Origin of the sequence: Paracoccus fistulariae (assembly GCF_028553785.1) — a bacterium.
Classification (GTDB): domain Bacteria; phylum Pseudomonadota; class Alphaproteobacteria; order Rhodobacterales; family Rhodobacteraceae; genus Paracoccus; species Paracoccus fistulariae.
In genome coordinates this window covers 3,087,578-3,102,319 of record NZ_CP067136.1, presented here as the reverse complement: position 1 = coordinate 3,102,319, position 14,742 = coordinate 3,087,578, and the positions used below count along the sequence as shown (strand labels likewise).

Below are 14,742 nucleotides of genomic sequence, written 5' to 3'. Positions count from 1 at the left end.
AAATCGCCCTGTTCGGGCCGCGATCTTAGTTGGCGGCGGCCGAAACCACGTCAACCGACACGCCCGGACCCATGGTCGAGCTGATCGAGACCTTTTTCATATAGGTCCCTTTCGCGCCGCTGGGCTTCGCCTTGTTCACGGCATCGACGAAGGCGCGCAGGTTCTGGGCCAGCTTGTCGGCGTCAAAGGACACCTTGCCGATCCCGGCATGCACGACACCGGCCTTTTCGGCCTTGAACTGGACTTCGCCGCCCTTGGCTGCCTTGACGGCATTGGCGACATCCACGGTCACCGTGCCGACCTTGGGGTTCGGCATCAGGTTACGCGGACCCAGCACCTTGCCCAGACGACCGACCAGCGGCATCATGTCGGGGGTGGCGATGACGCGATCGAAGTCGATCTTGCCGCCCTGGATGGATTCCACCAGATCCTCGGCGCCGACGACTTCTGCACCGGCTTCCTTGGCTTCGTCAGCCTTGGGGCCACGGGCGAACACGGCGACGCGGACGTCCTTACCCGTACCGGCAGGCAGGGTCACGACGCCACGAACCATCTGGTCCGCGTGACGCGGGTCAACGCCCAGGTTCAGGGCGATTTCGACGGTCTCGTCGAATTTCGCCGAGGCGGTGTCCTTGACCAGCTTGACCGCATCTTCCACGGTCAGGTTGGACTTGCCCTCAAAGGCGGCGCGGGCCGCGGCTTTTTTCTTTGCAATCTTTGCCATGGCTTAGCCTTTCACCTCGATACCGATCGAGCGGGCCGAACCCAGGATGATCTTCATGGCCTGATCGACGTCATTGGCCGACAGGTCTTTCATCTTGGCTTCAGCGATCTCGCGCACCTGCTTGACGGTGACGTAACCTGCGGTCGCGCGACCCGGCTTTTCCGAACCCTTCGAACGGTTCCGCTTGCCGACCGGCTTCAGGCCAGCCGCCTTTTTCAGCAGGAACGAGGCCGGGGGCGTCTTCGTTTCAAAGGTGAACGACTTATCGGCGTAATAGGTGATCACGACCGGAACGGGGGCACCCTGTTCCATTTCCTGCGTCTTGGCGTTGAACGCCTTGCAGAATTCCATGATGTTGATGCCGCGCTGACCCAGTGCGGGACCAACGGGCGGGGACGGGTTCGCCTGACCCGCCTTGATTTGCAGCTTCAGCTGCCCGACGACTTTCTTGGCCATCTGGCCTTCTCCTTATCATCACGCCCCCATGGGGCAGACTTAGCGGTCCGACGCCGGCTTGACCAGACGACGTCTCCCGCGACCAATCACGCGGTCTTGGAGACCTGCGTGAATTCCAGTTCGACCGGCGTGGGCCGACCAAAGATCGAGACGGTGACCTTGATGCGGGCCGCGACTTCGTCGACCTCTTCCACCATGCCCGAGAAGCCCTCAAACGGCCCATCGGTCACGTTCACCTTCTCACCCACATCAAAGCGGATCAGGTTGCGCGGCGCAGCGGCCTCGCCCTCGCCCGTGCGGTTCAGCATCGCGTTGACTTCATCGTCGCGCATCGGCATCGGCTTGCCCTGCGCGCCCAGAAAACCCGTCACGCGGTTGATCGAATTGACCAGGTGATAGGTGCGGTCCGACATGTCCATATGGACCAGCACATAGCCCGGCATGAAGCGACGTTCCGAGGTCACCTTCTTGCCGCGCCGAATCTCGATCACCTCTTCGGTCGGGACCAGCACTTCGTCGATCTGCTCTTCCAGACCTTTTTCAGCCACTGCCTGACGAATCGCCTCGGCGACCTTCTTTTCGAAGTTCGACAGGACGCTGACCGAATACCAACGCTTTGCCATGTTCCGACAGACCCCTGTTCATCATACGGGAGAGAATCGCCCAGATGGCGGTTAACCCCTTGGATTCAAAATCGCCCGGCGAAATTGAAAGCGGCGCGCATGCGGATCCGATGCACGCCGTTTGCCGGACAGTCGAGCGCAAATAACGCCCGAAGCCTTGAAATGCAAGCCCTTGTTCAGCCCGAGATCAGGCGCAGTCCCTCGGTCATGCCAAAGCGGATCGCCAGATCCACCAGGAAAAAGAACACGCTGCACAGCGCCGCCATAATAAAGACCATGATCGTCGTCGTAATGACCTCTTTGCGCGTCGGCCAGGTGATCTTGGCGGCTTCGGCGCGGACCTGATTGATAAACTGAACGGGATTAGCCACGTGCGGCTCCTTCGGATTTGCAGGGCTCAGATAGCGCCTGTCGCCCGCCGTTTCAACCCGTCCAGATGTATTAAGCCGGGGCGGCCCCGGAAAGCCCCGCGTCGCAGCGCCTAATAAAAGGCCAGTGGCGACGGGATCGCAGGTTCTGCCGACACATGCCGCGCGACCGTCGGATTATAGCGAATGAAGTCCGACCAGATGCGCCTGCTCAGATCGCCCATGAAGACGGCAGCCTCGTGTTTCAGCTTATTGACCTCGTCAAGCGGAGAGGCCGGGATGCCTGCGTGCAGAATGTCCATCAGCGCATCAGACATGGACGGCACCGCCAGATCACGTCGTCCGATTGCCGCCATGAAGGCTCTTGCCTTGACGACCGGGTTCACACTTATCGTCGGCACGCCATACATTGCCGCGACAATCGTGGTATGCAGCTTCATGCTGAGAACAAGCGAGCATTCCCCAAGGGCGCGGCTGATGCCGTCAAGATCCTCGGTATAAACCACTTCCTTCCCGGGAAACTCCAGAAGTTTTGCGTTCTCGAAATCCTTGGCGCCATGCGGTCCGACACCGCCAATGACATGCCGCACCCGCCAGCCCTTATCGGCCAGATAGGCCGACGCCTTCTCAAGAATCCGGTATTCCTTCGAATGCTTGATATGGCGCGTGACCAGCCCGACGATGGGTTTGCCCTCGGGCGGCTTCGCCTTTGGAAGCGGCAAGGCCAGCACCAGATCAGGATGATCGCTGACCGGAACATGTGGCCTGATATGCTCTCTGAGCCAATCCGCAGATCCCCTGTCGCGATTGGAAATGAAATGAATGCTCTCATGCCGCAGGAAATCGGACCAGCGCTGAACGACGCTGTCCGATATGTCCGGCCTGTTCCGTTCGACGCCGATCCCCGCCACATAGACGGGACGGCGAAGATAGGCGGGATTGATGAAATCCCGGTCAATCGCCTCGCGATACGGGCACAGCAAATCACCGCCGCCCATGACAATCGCGTCCATCATGTCGACATATTCGTTCCTGAGGGCCGACAGGTAAGGCTGCCGCGGCAACCCCGCCATGAAGAACAGCCTTGCCCAGGGAGAGAACCAATATTCGTAATTCTTTATGTAAAGCTCGTCGCCATAGTTCCCTCTGCCCAATGACCCCGTGATTCCAATTCGCGGAATCACAGCTTCATCGTCATGTCTTGAATATGCGGACCCAGCCATGGATCACCTCGTGAATTGCGGCGCGGGATCGTTGCCTCGGTCCCGCTATTTCGGTGCAGATCGCGCGATCTGAGCTTGGGATGGCCACAAGTTCAAGCGCGGCGAAGTTGGTCGGGACGCCTTCGGGCGACTTATCGGTGTCATATGCGGGGGAAAACTGGCGGCTTCGGCTGCTGTCGCATTGCACCGGAACAATCATATCGCTGGACAGATGTTCCTCAGATCGGACAGACGCAGAGAAGCAAACGACCTGGCAGGGGCAGAGGGACTCGAACCCACGACCCTCGGTTTTGGAGACCGATGCTCTACCAACTGAGCTATACCCCTAGGCCGTGAGGCGAGTGCTTACGGCAGCTTCCGCGCGGGTTCAAGCCGAAATTAAGGTTGCTCCACGATATCCGTATCCGCGTCCTCATCCGCCAGAAGGAAACCGCCCGATTGCCGCGCCCAGAGCCGTGCATAAAGCCCGCCCTGTGCCAGCAATTCGGCATGGCTGCCCTGTTCGATGATGCGACCCTGATCCATCACGATCAGCCGGTCCATTGCCGCAATCGTGGACAGGCGGTGGGCGATGGCGATGACCGTCTTGCCCCGCATCAGCACCTCCAGCCGGGACTGGATCGCGGCTTCGACCTCGCTGTCCAGGGCGCTGGTCGCCTCGTCCAGCACCAGGATCGGGGCATCCTTCAACGCCACCCGCGCGATCGCGATGCGCTGACGCTGCCCGCCCGACAGCTTGACCCCGCGTTCGCCGACATGCGCATCCAGCCCCCGGCGGCCATAGCTGTCCGACAGCTCGGGCACAAAGCCATCCGCCTCGGCCATGCGCAGGGCGCGGGCAACGTCATCCTCATCGGCGTCGGGGCGGCCATAGGTGATATTCTCGCGCACCGAGCGATGCAGAAGAGAGCTGTCTTGCGTCACCACGCCGATTGCCGCGCGCAGACTGTCCTGCGTGACCTGCGAGACGTCCTGCCCGTCAATGGTGATGCGTCCCTGCTCGATATCGTGAAAGCGCAGCAGCAGGTTGATCAGCGTCGATTTGCCTGCCCCTGACCGCCCGACCAGACCGACCTTTTCCCCGGGCGCGATATGCAGCGTCAGATCGTCCAGCACCGCCATGGGCCGCGCGCCTTCGACCCCGCGATAGCGGAAGGTGACATGGTCGAAATCCACCGCGCCCGGCCCCCGCTGCAAGGGTTTTGCACCGGGCACGTCCAGAACCTCGCGCGGCAATGCAAGACTGGAAATCCCATCCCGCACGGTGCCGATATTTTCAAAGAGCCCGGCGAATTCCCACATGATCCAATGCGCCATATTGTTCAGCCGCAGGGCCAGCGGCACCGCAACCGCCAGCGCCCCGACCTCAACCCGCCCCTGCGTCCAAAGCCACAGACCGACCCCCGCGACCGAGGCCACCAGCCACACATTCAGCAGGTTCAGGATCACATCCTGCAGGCTGGACAGGCGCATCTGGCGGTAAACGGTCTGCAGAAAACCATCCATGCCGCTGCGCATCCAGGCCTCTTCCCGCGCGGAATGGGAAAACAGCTTTACCGTGGCGATATTGGTATAGCTGTCCACGACCTGCCCGGTCATGGCCGAGCGCGCGTCGGCCTGCGCCTCGGCCACGCGGCCAAGGCGCGGCACGATCTGCCACAGCATCACGCCATAACCCAGTGCCCATAAGGCAAAGGGCAGCGCAAGCCGCCAGTCCTGACTGGCCGCCAGCGCCAGCGCGCCGATGAAATAGATCAGCACATAGGTCCCGACATCCAGAACCTTCATCGCGACCTCGCGCACGGCAAGGGCCGTCTGCATCAGTCGCTGGGCGATGCGCCCCGCAAATTCGTCCTGAAAATAGCCGACCGATTGGCGCAACAGGTAACGATGCGCCTGCCAGCGGATCCGCTGCGGAAGGTTCCCCATCAGGCTTTGATGCAGCACCATCGAAGACAGCAGGTTCAGCAATGGCAACAGAACCACCAGCACCAGCATCATGAAGGTCAGCCGCGTGCCATGCATCTGCCAGAAGCTCTGGCGTGGCGTATCGGCCAGCTGGTCGATCAACTCGCCCAGCCAGCCGAACAGCGCCACCTCGATCACCGCGATCAGCCCCGAACCAAGCGCCATCAGCAGCAGCCAGGGCATGGCGCCCCGGCTGAAATGCAGCAGGAATCCGATCAGATTGCGCGGCGGCGTGCCGGGCGCATCCGATGGATAGGGATCAATCCGGCGCTCGAACCAGGAAAACATGCAGGCGCTTCAATCTGACAGAAAAATATCAAGGATATCTGCTGACCTATGATCGGTGGCAAGTCAAGCCGACCCTCTTTTCCCGGCCCCGACTTGATCTTTGCTGGTTCGCGGAACGGCCTCTGCCACGCCACGTTGACGCAGCGCAAACTGCCCCAGAGGCAGTCACCCAAAAAGCGGAGATGAGAATGACCATCAAGAACCTCAACGACCTCTATCTGGACCAGCTTCGCGATCTTTATTCGGCGTGCAAGCAATCCATGGCCATCGTGACCGAGATGGGCCGCGCCGCGAAGTCGAAAGAACTGTCCGAGGCGCTGATCGCCGGCAGCCAGGGCATCTCGGAAGGGATGGATGTGCTGGCCTCGCTGTGCAACGAGCATGGCGTGGACCCGACCGGAGAGCATTGCCGCGGCATGGAAGGTCTTGTCGTCGAGGCGCGCAAGCACGCACTTGAGGCCGATTTTGCCGATGAGGACGCGCAGGATGCCGCGATCATCACCCAATACCAGCGCATGGCCCATTACGCCATCGCGGGCTATGGCTGCGCGCGCACCTTCGCGAACCGCCTGGGCCATGAGGGTGATGGCGCCCGGCTGCAGGAATGTCTGGACCAGACCTGGGACGGCGATCGCCACATGACGGAAATCGCGGAAGGCGAGGTCAACAAGGCAGCCATGGACGGCGTCTGAGCACCTTGCCCGCAATCGAAAAGGCCCCGGCAGCGACCGGGGCCTTTTTTACGATGCCGGATGATCTACCGATCAGTCCGTATGCCGTGCAATCGCGGCCAGATGTTTCTCGGCCTCCGGGTCGATCTCGAAGCTGCCATCGACCTCTCCGGCGGTGGGGTCGTCATAGACATCCAGATCGACCTTGCCCTCGGACTTGGCCACGATGGTCGTCACCACCGCATCGCCGGTGATGTTCACCGCCGTGCGGATCATGTCCATCAGGCGGTCCACACCCAGGATCAGCGCGATCCCTTCGACCGGCAGCCCGACCTGCGTCAGCACCATGGTCAGCATGACAAGGCCGACACCCGGCACGCCCGCCGTCCCGATCGAGGCCAGCACCGCCATTGCGATCACCGTGATATAGCCCGACAGCCCCAGATCGATGCCATAGACATTGGCCAGGAACACCGTCGCCACGCCCTGCATGATCGCGGTGCCGTCCATATTGATCGTGGCACCAAAGGGAACCGAGAAGGAGGCGACAGAATTATCGACGCCCATACGCTCGGTCACGCAGCGATAGGTGACAGGAATCGTCGCGTTCGAGCTTGCGGTGGAAAAGGCAAAGATCTGCGCCGGGCGGATCTTGCGGATGAAGGTGACCGGGCTCAGCCCCGACATGACCTTCAACAGCAGCATCAGCGTCACGAACAGGTGCAGCAGCAGCGCGCCCGTCAGGACGGCGACATAGCTGGCGACCGGCAGGAACAGCTCGATCCCCTGCTGCGCAAAGACGCGTGCGATCAGGCAGAAAACGCCAATCGGCGCAAAGGCCATGACGATCTCGACCACTTTCATCATCAGATCGTTCATATATTCGCAGGCGGCCACGAAGGGGGCCGAGGCCTCGCCCAGCATCAGCCCGGCAATGCCCACCACGATCACATAGAAGATGATCTGCAGCATTTCCCCATTGGCCAGCGCCGCGACGGGATTTGTCGGCACGATATTGGCAAAGACCATCCAGACGCTGGGCGCCTCGGCCGCCTTCACGTTCGAGACATCCACGCCCTCCATGTTGAAGCCGACACCCGGCCCCACCACCAGCGCCAGCGTGATGGCGACGGCAATCGCAATGGCCGTGGTCATCAGATACAGGCCAAATGCCTTGCCGCCGACGCGGCCCAGCAATTTGACGTCACTGATCCCGAACACGCCGGTCAGCAGCGAAAAGACGACCAGCGGAACGACCAGCATTTTCAGCCCGTTCACGAAGGCCGTACCGATCATGTGGAAAAGGCCATTGATCAGGTAGTCGTTGATGAAACCAAGATTGACCTGATTGGCGAAGACGCCAAAGATCAGCCCCGTCACCATCCCGATCATGATCTTTGTCGTCAGGCTCATCTTGCCGCTTGACTTCGCGGCTTTGTCGGATGTGTCGGCCATATAAAAATCCCTTGATGGTTATCGTTGCTACAATGACGCTTCTTCGGCGCCGCTTTCCCGAAAGATAGCATGAATGTAGACCAATAGGCGAACAGTTAGCAAAGCTCTCTCGCGTTTGGGGATTTTCCCGGCTTGAACCGGCGCCCTGCGGGATGCGCGACAGCAGCCAAAAAAGCGGCGGCGGGGCCGACCGGAACCCACCGCCGCCGATATTCCAGCCGTCACAGATGCCGTGTTTCGGGGGCCGGCTGCCACCAGTCATCACGGGCGCCGTCGGCCCAGTGGATCGGGGCGACGATCAGTTCATCCTGTCCCGCATCGTCAAGGGCCGCGACGCAGACCTGCAGGAAACGGCCGCCCATTTCCGGAATATCGCCATCGGTCCAGAGCCGGGTTCCGCAGCGGCCGCAGAACCAGTGATGCATCTGCAGCCCGTCATCCTGCGCTCTGGGCGTTTCGACAAGCGCGTCACGCCCGGCCAGCAGGCGAAACCCGGCCGGATCGGGCAGACGCATCTCCCAATAGCGCATTTTCCGGCAAAAGCGGCAGTTGCAGCGCATCGTGCCATCGGCCAGATCGCCATCGGCCTCGAACCGGACCGCGCCGCAGAAACAGCTTGCGTGATAGGTTTTCATGGCCATCACCCGCCATGAAAGACGGCTTCGATATTATTGCCATCGGGGTCCAGCACGAAGGCACCGTAATAGCCGGGGTGATATTCGGGGCGCAGACCGGGCGCGCCGTTATCCCTGCCCCCGGCCTTCAGGGCCGCAGCATGAAAGGCATCGACCGCAGCCCGGTCCCGGGCGGCGAAGGCGACATGGACGCTGGTGGCCACCTGCTTTCCGGTTCCGATCCAGAAGAAGGGCTTGTTGTCGCGGCCAAAGCCCAGATGCGCGCCATGGCCGCCGGTCATCTCTTCGGTGACCTCCATCAGCAGGGTGATGCCCAGTGGCTGCAACGCAGGCGAATAGAACGCGCGCGAGGCGGCAAGGTCAGACACGGCAAATCCGATATGGTCGATCATGGTAATGCTCCTTTCGAGGGGGCATTATCCGATCACCCTGCTGACCATTCCCGTCAGCAGCCTATTTGAACCGTCCGCCGCGCTGCAAAACCTCGATTTGATAGCCATCCGGATCAGCGATAAAGAAAAACCGCGCGATCACCTCGCCTCCCGGGGCAAAGTCAACCAGCTTGCGCGGGGCAAGGCCCGCAGCCTCCAGCCGGGCATGGGTCGCATCGACATCCTCCACGGAAAAGGCGATGTGACCATAGCCATCCCCCAGATCATAGGGGGTGCTGCGGCCCTTGTTCACCGTCAGCTCCAGCTCTGTCTCGCTGTCCTGATTTGACAGATAGATCAGGGTGAAATCGTCGAAATCCAGCCGGTCCGCGACGCTGAGGCCAAAGGCCTGTTCGTAGAAAGCGATCGAGCGGGCTTCGTCCAGCACGCGGATCATGGAATGGATATATTTTGCCATGACGCGACCTCCTGTGTCCGTGGTGTCGCGTCCTCCTTTATCACAGGGCCGCGCCGACGCGCCATGCCGTCGCGGCCACCGGGTCAGCGCCCCTCAGCCCTCGATCTGGTCATATTCCAACATCATGTAACGCGCCGGGCGGTTCTTCTTTTCATTGCCCTCATCGCTCATCAGCAGCAGGCGCGGCTCACCCTGAATGGTGATCGAATCGATGGATTCGACATTGTTCAGGTTGATGATATCGGGCAGCGCGACGGGTTCGGGCGCATCCTCGGCATCGCCGGACCATGACCAAAGCTGGGAATAACGATTGCCCTCATAGCCCTCGATCTCATTCACGATCAGGAAGCTGCGCAGGATCGGGTCATAGCTTAGCGCACGAATGCCGCCGCCGCGCAGATCCAGCAGGATCGGCTTGGCAAAGCGCGGCGCGCCGTCATGTTCAAACACCTCGTCCGGGTTGACCATGATCAGCACGACAGAACGGCCCGCAGCCATCGGCTCGCGCAGGCCCAACAGCAGGTGCCCGGCCTCTTTATAATAGGACAGGCCCTCGATATTCAGCGTCTCGAAATCCGGCTCTTCCCCGCTTTGGGCAAGGATATCGGCCTTCAACGCCTCATCGGTCGCGATCGCATCGCGCAAGCCAAGATAGCTGCGGATATTGCCGACCGAATTGCCGCTGATCTGGAAACGCAGCAACTGTTCCCGGTCAGGCCTGCGGTCCCCGGATTTGTTCAGCGAATGCGAGGTGATGGTATAGACATTGCCGCTGTCATCGATGGACAGCCCTTCCAGATCGTTCAGCTTGCGCCCGAAAGCGCGGGTGATGCGCACATCGTCGCGGGCATTTTCGATCAGGCTGCCATCTTCGGCGATGCTCATCACGCTCATCGCGCGCGAGGCTTCATCCTCGACCACGAGCACCCGCCCATCCGCCAGTTGCTGCACGGCCGAGGGTTCATAGATGTCGGTGAATTCCGAAATGCCCAGATTATGCAGCCGCGTGACCTGCGCGCCGCTAAGGCTGGGGAACAGGCCGACCACGGATTTCACGCTGATGAAGACCAGGACCGAGGCCAGAAGCCCCCACCGGAAAATGGTATAGGACAGATCCAGCATCCGGAACTTGCGATCCGCCATCACCCCCAGCCAGTAAAGCTGATCTGTCATCCGGTGATAGATCTCTTCACGGTCGCGCAGCAATTCCTGCATCCGCTGCCAGTGCTGGTCCCGCGTCAGGGCGACGCGATGTTCATAGATCAGCACGTTCAGGTCCGGATCGTCGGGCGAGACCTCTTTGCGGCGCAGATAGCCGCGCAGATCGCGCAGCCGGGCCTTGCCGTGCCACATTGCCGCTGCCCAGTCGCGCAGACCGGTGAACAGCCCGGCCCGTTCCGGCGAGGCGGCCAGAAGCGCGAAGAAGATCGACGCGGCCGCGGTGATCAGGAAAACGCCCGCAGGCAGCAGAAAGGCCGCGGTCGAGGCAAAGATGAACGCCCCCGAGATCATCAGCGCCGAGATGATCAGCCCGTTCAGCGAGATCATGATATTCGCCTTTGTCGCCGCCAAAGCGATGATCTCCAGCTCTGCGCGAATGGCGCTGCGGAACATCGTCTCAACCGCTTTCGATGATCCGGGTGCCTTTTCCTTCGCCGGTTTCGGATCGGAGGCGGCCGCGACCCGCGCGGAATCCGCAGCGGCACCTGCCTCATCCCCGCTGACGGGATCGGCCTTTTCCTTCTTGCTGGTCTTCTTGCTCACAGTTGCCCTCCCTTTCATTCAGAGAAGACAACGACGCAGACACCGTATTCCACCTGAACAAGTGCGTTCATCAGCATATTTGCGCCGATCTCTTCGACCTTCCCGCGGGCAGCCCCCCCTTTCAACGCGAAAGCCCGCCCCTTTCGGGACGGGCCTTGATGTTGGGTAAGGTGCGTGCTTGCACGCACCCTACGCCGATGATCACTCGAGGATCTTGGCGACGACGCCGGCGCCGACCGTGCGGCCGCCTTCGCGGATCGCGAAGCGCAGGCCGTCTTCCATCGCGATCGGGGCGATCAGCTCGACCTCGAACTTCAGGTTGTCGCCCGGCATCACCATCTCGGTGCCTTCCGGCAGCTTCACCGTCCCGGTCACATCCGTCGTGCGGAAGTAGAACTGCGGACGGTAATTCGCGAAGAACGGCGTGTGGCGGCCACCCTCTTCCTTGGTCAGGATATAGGCTTCGGCCTCGAACTTCGTGTGCGGGGTCACCGAACCCGGCTTCGCCAGAACCTGACCGCGCTCCACGCCGTCACGCTCAACGCCGCGCAGCAGCGCGCCGATATTGTCGCCAGCCTCACCGCGATCCAGCAGCTTGCGGAACATTTCCACGCCGGTGCAGGTGGTTTTCTTGGTCGGGCGGATGCCCACGATTTCCAGTTCGTCGCCGACGTTCACCGCGCCACGCTCGACACGGCCGGTCACAACCGTACCGCGGCCCGAGATCGAGAACACGTCTTCGATCGGCATCAGGAACGGCTTGTCCACGGCGCGCTCGGGCGTCGGGACATAGCTGTCAACGGCTTCCAGCAGCGCGCGGATCGACTTTTCGCCGATTTCCTCGTCGCGGCCTTCCAGAGCGGCCAGAGCCGAGCCCTTCACGATCGGAATGTCGTCGCCGGGATAGTCATAGCTGGACAGCAGCTCGCGCACTTCCATCTCGACCAGTTCCAGAAGCTCTTCGTCATCCACCTGGTCGACCTTGTTCAGGTAGACGACCATGTAGGGAATGCCGACCTGACGGCCCAGCAGGATGTGCTCGCGCGTTTGCGGCATCGGGCCGTCGGCCGCGTTCACCACCAGGATCGCGCCGTCCATCTGCGCAGCACCCGTGATCATGTTCTTCACATAGTCGGCGTGGCCGGGGCAGTCCACGTGGGCGTAGTGACGGTCATCCGTCTCGTATTCCACATGCGCCGTCGAGATCGTGATCCCGCGCGCCTTCTCTTCCGGGGCGCCGTCAATCTGGTCATAAGCCTTGAAATCACCGAAATATTTCGTGATCGCAGCCGTCAGCGTCGTCTTGCCGTGGTCAACGTGACCAATCGTGCCGATGTTAACGTGCGGTTTCGTACGTTCAAACTTTGCCTTTGCCATCTGGGCCTCCTGATCGCGGGGCGGCGTGATGGCCCCGATGAATGTGCGCCGCGATTTATAAGCGGATTCGGGAAAAATCAAGGGTGGCAAACGCCAATTCCCTTTGCCTTTATATGTGTCAGCGCGGAACTTGTCGCGGAATCGGCAGGGAACCCGAGGGCGAAGCGAGTCGTTCAACAACGAATGCAATGGGATGACCCCTATTCCGGCATCCTGACGGAGGTAGAGATATGAGTTTGATGAAGAGCCTGGCCCGTGTTGCCGCAGGCGTGATGGTTGCCAAGGGCGTCGGGGCGCTGATGAAGAAAACCCAGCAGGGTTCGGGACGCAGCACCCAGTCTGCAGGTTCGCGTTCGGGCGGCAGCGGCGGTCTGCTGAACGACCTGCTGGGCAATAACACCAGCGGCAGTTCGGGCGGCAGCGTCTCGGACATGCTGCGGCAGGTTCTGGGCGGCAATTCCTCGGGCGCGGGTACCGGCCGCCGTTATGGCGGGCCGAATTCGGCGGGCGCCTCGGGCGGTCTGGGCGGCCTGCTGGACAGCCTGTCCGGCTCTCGCGGTCAAGGTGGAGGCGGTCTGGGCGATCTGCTGGGCGGCCTTCTGGGCGGCGCGGCCGGTGGTGCGGCGGGCGGCGCGGCCGCAGGCGGACTGGCCCGCAAGGACTCGCAGGAACGCAACGACGCCAGCTTTGGCGAGCTGTTCAATGACGCCGTCTCCAACGATGGCGAGCCGGAGGTTCTGCCGACGCCGGAACAGAATGCCGTGGCCGGGCTGATGCTGAAAGCGATGATCCAGGCCGCGAAATCCGACGGCAAGATCGACGAGGCCGAAAAGCAGCGCCTGCTGTCCCATCTGGGCGACGATCTGGACGAGGACGAGCGGAATTTCATCCGCGAACAGATGGCCACGCCGGTCGATGCCAAGGCGCTGGCGCGTGAGGTGCCGCAGGGGCTTGAGGCGCAGGTCTATCTGATGTCGCTGCTGGCCATCGATCTGGATAGCCTGGCCGAGGCGGAATATCTGAACGATCTGGCCAAGGCCCTTGGCGTCGATCAAAATACCGTCAACAAGATCCATGAAGAGGCGGGCGTTACGCCGCTGTATTCCTGACACTATTGCCCCGCCCGGCCATGATTTTCCCTGGGCGGGGCACGCGGTCGCAAGACCCAGCCATTTGATGCATACGATTGATCCGGCTTGCGCTCTCTGGCAATGTTTTCAGACTGCCGCGACCTTGGCAGCACCCGGAACGCAACCGCCATAGCCACGCCCGACAGGAGCCAGCAATGCAATTCTTGAAATACGCCGTCATCGCCACCGCGCTTGCCGCGCCCACCGCGATTTTCGCTCAGGATGCCGAAGACGCGATCGAGGGGCGTCAGGGCTATATGAGCCTGATCTCGATCGAGATGGGCAAGCTGTCGGGAATGGCCAAGGGCGAGATCGACTATGACGAGGCCGCCGCTGCCGCCGCCGCCGCCAATCTGGAGGCGCTGACGAATTACAATGTGGCGCCCCTCTTCGCGGTGCCCGGCACGTCATCCGAGGATACCAGTGAGTCCGCGACCCTGCCGGCGGCTTTCGAAAACCCCGAAGGTTTCAGCGCAAAGCTGGCGGATCTGAAAAACGCGGCTGCCGGGTCGCAGGCCGCCGTCACCGGCGGGCAGGCCAGCATCGGGCCGGTGCTGCAGCAGCTGGGCGGAACCTGCAAGGCCTGCCACGACGATTACCGCAAACCGCGCTGACATGGCCCAGGAAACCGCCAGACGGGTCAGGGTCTGGGACCCTGCCCTGCGCTTCTACCACTGGGCGCTGGCAACGCTGGTGATCGCGAATTGGCTGTTGGGCAAGTTCGGCCCGAATGTCATGACGCTGCATTTCTGGTTCGGCTATGGCATCATCACCCTGCTGGCATTCCGGCTGGTCTGGGGCTTCATCGGGCCGGAACCTGCGCGATTTTCCAGCTTTCTGCCACGGCCCAGGGCGCTGCTGGCCTATGTGAAGACCATGTTCCGGCGCACGCCCAGCCTCTGGCCCGGTCATAACCCGCTGGGCGGTCTGGCCGTCTTTGCCATGCTGGCGGCGCTGATCTGGCAGACGGGAACCGGGCTGATCGCGGATCCCGACGATTACATCAATGTCGGACCGCTGGCCGATCAGGTCAGCAGCGCCACGTCGCGCAAGGCGGTCGGCTGGCACCATCTGGGCGCGAATATCCTGCTGATCCTGGTCATCCTGCATATCGCCACCATCGCCTTTTACCGGCTGTGGAAGCACGAGGATCTGGTAAGGCCGATGCTGACCGGCTGGAAATGGGTGCGCCGCCGCTAAGCCGCGCGGCG

At 61.7% G+C, this 14,742-nt stretch carries 16 protein-coding genes and 1 tRNA gene; 4 read left to right on the top strand and 13 right to left on the bottom strand.

Going from position 1 to position 14,742, the window contains the following annotated elements; genetic code table 11:
* Nucleotides 1–25: 25 nt before the first annotated feature.
* The 7 genes from rplA to JHX87_RS15335 all read right to left on the bottom strand — a co-directional run bounded on the left by rplA (nt 26) and on the right by JHX87_RS15335 (nt 5,650).
* Nucleotides 26–724 carry a 50S ribosomal protein L1 gene (rplA, locus tag JHX87_RS15365; protein ID WP_271886866.1) on the bottom strand — a complete coding sequence of 233 codons (699 nt, stop codon included), beginning with the start codon at nt 722–724 and terminating at the stop codon, nt 26–28.
* Between the two features lie 3 nt (nt 725–727).
* Nucleotides 728–1,180: a 50S ribosomal protein L11 gene (gene rplK / locus JHX87_RS15360; RefSeq protein WP_271886867.1), complete on the bottom strand. Its 453-nt coding sequence runs from the start codon at nt 1,178–1,180 to the stop codon at nt 728–730.
* A gap of 86 nt (nt 1,181–1,266) precedes the next feature.
* Nucleotides 1,267–1,803, bottom strand: a complete 537-nt coding sequence (nusG, locus tag JHX87_RS15355; protein ID WP_271886868.1) for a transcription termination/antitermination protein NusG — start codon at nt 1,801–1,803, stop codon at nt 1,267–1,269.
* A 176-nt stretch (nt 1,804–1,979) separates the two neighbouring features.
* Nucleotides 1,980–2,174: a preprotein translocase subunit SecE gene (secE, locus tag JHX87_RS15350; protein ID WP_271886869.1), complete on the bottom strand. Its 195-nt coding sequence runs from the start codon at nt 2,172–2,174 to the stop codon at nt 1,980–1,982.
* Nucleotides 2,175–2,284: 110 nt separating this feature from the next.
* Nucleotides 2,285–3,244, bottom strand: a complete 960-nt coding sequence (locus JHX87_RS15345; RefSeq protein WP_272833721.1) for a polysaccharide pyruvyl transferase family protein — start codon at nt 3,242–3,244, stop codon at nt 2,285–2,287.
* A gap of 401 nt (nt 3,245–3,645) precedes the next feature.
* Nucleotides 3,646–3,721: transfer RNA gene (locus tag JHX87_RS15340), tRNA-Trp, on the bottom strand.
* Nucleotides 3,722–3,772: 51 nt separating this feature from the next.
* Nucleotides 3,773–5,650, bottom strand: a complete 1,878-nt coding sequence (locus tag JHX87_RS15335; RefSeq protein WP_271886871.1) for an ABC transporter ATP-binding protein — start codon at nt 5,648–5,650, stop codon at nt 3,773–3,775.
* Nucleotides 5,651–5,838: 188 nt separating this feature from the next.
* Between JHX87_RS15335 and JHX87_RS15330 the strand changes: the two genes are divergently transcribed.
* Nucleotides 5,839–6,342 carry a DUF892 family protein gene (locus JHX87_RS15330; RefSeq protein ID WP_271886872.1) on the top strand — a complete coding sequence of 168 codons (504 nt, stop codon included), beginning with the start codon at nt 5,839–5,841 and terminating at the stop codon, nt 6,340–6,342.
* 72 nt (nt 6,343–6,414) lie between these two features.
* Here JHX87_RS15330 and JHX87_RS15325 read toward each other — a convergent pair whose 3' ends face one another.
* From JHX87_RS15325 to tuf, 6 genes are all read right to left on the bottom strand, one after another.
* Nucleotides 6,415–7,776, bottom strand: coding sequence for a dicarboxylate/amino acid:cation symporter (locus tag JHX87_RS15325; RefSeq protein WP_271886873.1), 1,362 nt, complete (start codon nt 7,774–7,776; stop codon nt 6,415–6,417).
* A gap of 221 nt (nt 7,777–7,997) precedes the next feature.
* On the bottom strand, nt 7,998–8,411 hold the full coding sequence (locus tag JHX87_RS15320; protein WP_271886874.1) for a GFA family protein: 414 nt from the start codon (nt 8,409–8,411) through the stop codon (nt 7,998–8,000).
* A 5-nt stretch (nt 8,412–8,416) separates the two neighbouring features.
* A complete protein-coding gene (locus JHX87_RS15315; protein WP_271886875.1) occupies nt 8,417–8,803 on the bottom strand; it encodes a VOC family protein in 387 nt (128 codons plus the stop codon).
* Nucleotides 8,804–8,864: 61 nt separating this feature from the next.
* Nucleotides 8,865–9,260 (bottom strand): VOC family protein, encoded by a 396-nt coding sequence (locus JHX87_RS15310; RefSeq protein ID WP_271886876.1) that lies wholly within the window; start codon nt 9,258–9,260, stop codon nt 8,865–8,867.
* A gap of 93 nt (nt 9,261–9,353) precedes the next feature.
* Entirely contained in the window at nt 9,354–11,024 is a 1,671-nt protein-coding gene (locus tag JHX87_RS15305; RefSeq protein ID WP_271886877.1) for a Pycsar system effector family protein, read from the bottom strand.
* A gap of 201 nt (nt 11,025–11,225) precedes the next feature.
* Nucleotides 11,226–12,401, bottom strand: coding sequence for an elongation factor Tu (gene tuf / locus JHX87_RS15300; protein WP_272833720.1), 1,176 nt, complete (start codon nt 12,399–12,401; stop codon nt 11,226–11,228).
* Nucleotides 12,402–12,631: 230 nt separating this feature from the next.
* Between tuf and JHX87_RS15295 the strand changes: the two genes are divergently transcribed.
* The 3 genes from JHX87_RS15295 (at nt 12,632) to JHX87_RS15285 (ending at nt 14,731) form a co-directional block, all read left to right on the top strand.
* Nucleotides 12,632–13,510 (top strand): tellurite resistance TerB family protein, encoded by an 879-nt coding sequence (locus tag JHX87_RS15295; protein ID WP_271885369.1) that lies wholly within the window; start codon nt 12,632–12,634, stop codon nt 13,508–13,510.
* A 176-nt stretch (nt 13,511–13,686) separates the two neighbouring features.
* Nucleotides 13,687–14,145, top strand: coding sequence for a c-type cytochrome (locus tag JHX87_RS15290; protein WP_271885370.1), 459 nt, complete (start codon nt 13,687–13,689; stop codon nt 14,143–14,145).
* Between the two features lies 1 nt (nt 14,146).
* Nucleotides 14,147–14,731: a cytochrome b/b6 domain-containing protein gene (locus JHX87_RS15285; protein WP_271885371.1), complete on the top strand. Its 585-nt coding sequence runs from the start codon at nt 14,147–14,149 to the stop codon at nt 14,729–14,731.
* Nucleotides 14,732–14,742: the final 11 nt, after the last annotated feature.

Excerpts from the sequence above, each read along its gene's own strand:
- rplA (WP_271886866.1), bottom strand. The coding sequence starts at position 724 with ATGGCAAAGATTGCAAAGAAAAAAGCCGCGGCCCGCGCCGCCTTTGAG.
- rplK (WP_271886867.1), bottom strand. The coding sequence starts at position 1,180 with ATGGCCAAGAAAGTCGTCGGGCAGCTGAAGCTGCAAATCAAGGCGGGT.
- nusG (WP_271886868.1), bottom strand. The coding sequence starts at position 1,803 with ATGGCAAAGCGTTGGTATTCGGTCAGCGTCCTGTCGAACTTCGAAAAG.
- JHX87_RS15345 (WP_272833721.1), bottom strand. The coding sequence starts at position 3,244 with ATGGCGGGGTTGCCGCGGCAGCCTTACCTGTCGGCCCTCAGGAACGAA.
- JHX87_RS15335 (WP_271886871.1), bottom strand. The coding sequence starts at position 5,650 with ATGTTTTCCTGGTTCGAGCGCCGGATTGATCCCTATCCATCGGATGCG.
- JHX87_RS15330 (WP_271886872.1), top strand. The coding sequence starts at position 5,839 with ATGACCATCAAGAACCTCAACGACCTCTATCTGGACCAGCTTCGCGAT.
- JHX87_RS15325 (WP_271886873.1), bottom strand. The coding sequence starts at position 7,776 with ATGGCCGACACATCCGACAAAGCCGCGAAGTCAAGCGGCAAGATGAGC.
- JHX87_RS15320 (WP_271886874.1), bottom strand. The coding sequence starts at position 8,411 with ATGAAAACCTATCACGCAAGCTGTTTCTGCGGCGCGGTCCGGTTCGAG.
- JHX87_RS15315 (WP_271886875.1), bottom strand. The coding sequence starts at position 8,803 with ATGATCGACCATATCGGATTTGCCGTGTCTGACCTTGCCGCCTCGCGC.
- JHX87_RS15310 (WP_271886876.1), bottom strand. The coding sequence starts at position 9,260 with ATGGCAAAATATATCCATTCCATGATCCGCGTGCTGGACGAAGCCCGC.
- tuf (WP_272833720.1), bottom strand. The coding sequence starts at position 12,401 with ATGGCAAAGGCAAAGTTTGAACGTACGAAACCGCACGTTAACATCGGC.
- JHX87_RS15295 (WP_271885369.1), top strand. The coding sequence starts at position 12,632 with ATGAGTTTGATGAAGAGCCTGGCCCGTGTTGCCGCAGGCGTGATGGTT.
- JHX87_RS15290 (WP_271885370.1), top strand. The coding sequence starts at position 13,687 with ATGCAATTCTTGAAATACGCCGTCATCGCCACCGCGCTTGCCGCGCCC.
- JHX87_RS15285 (WP_271885371.1), top strand. The coding sequence starts at position 14,147 with ATGGCCCAGGAAACCGCCAGACGGGTCAGGGTCTGGGACCCTGCCCTG.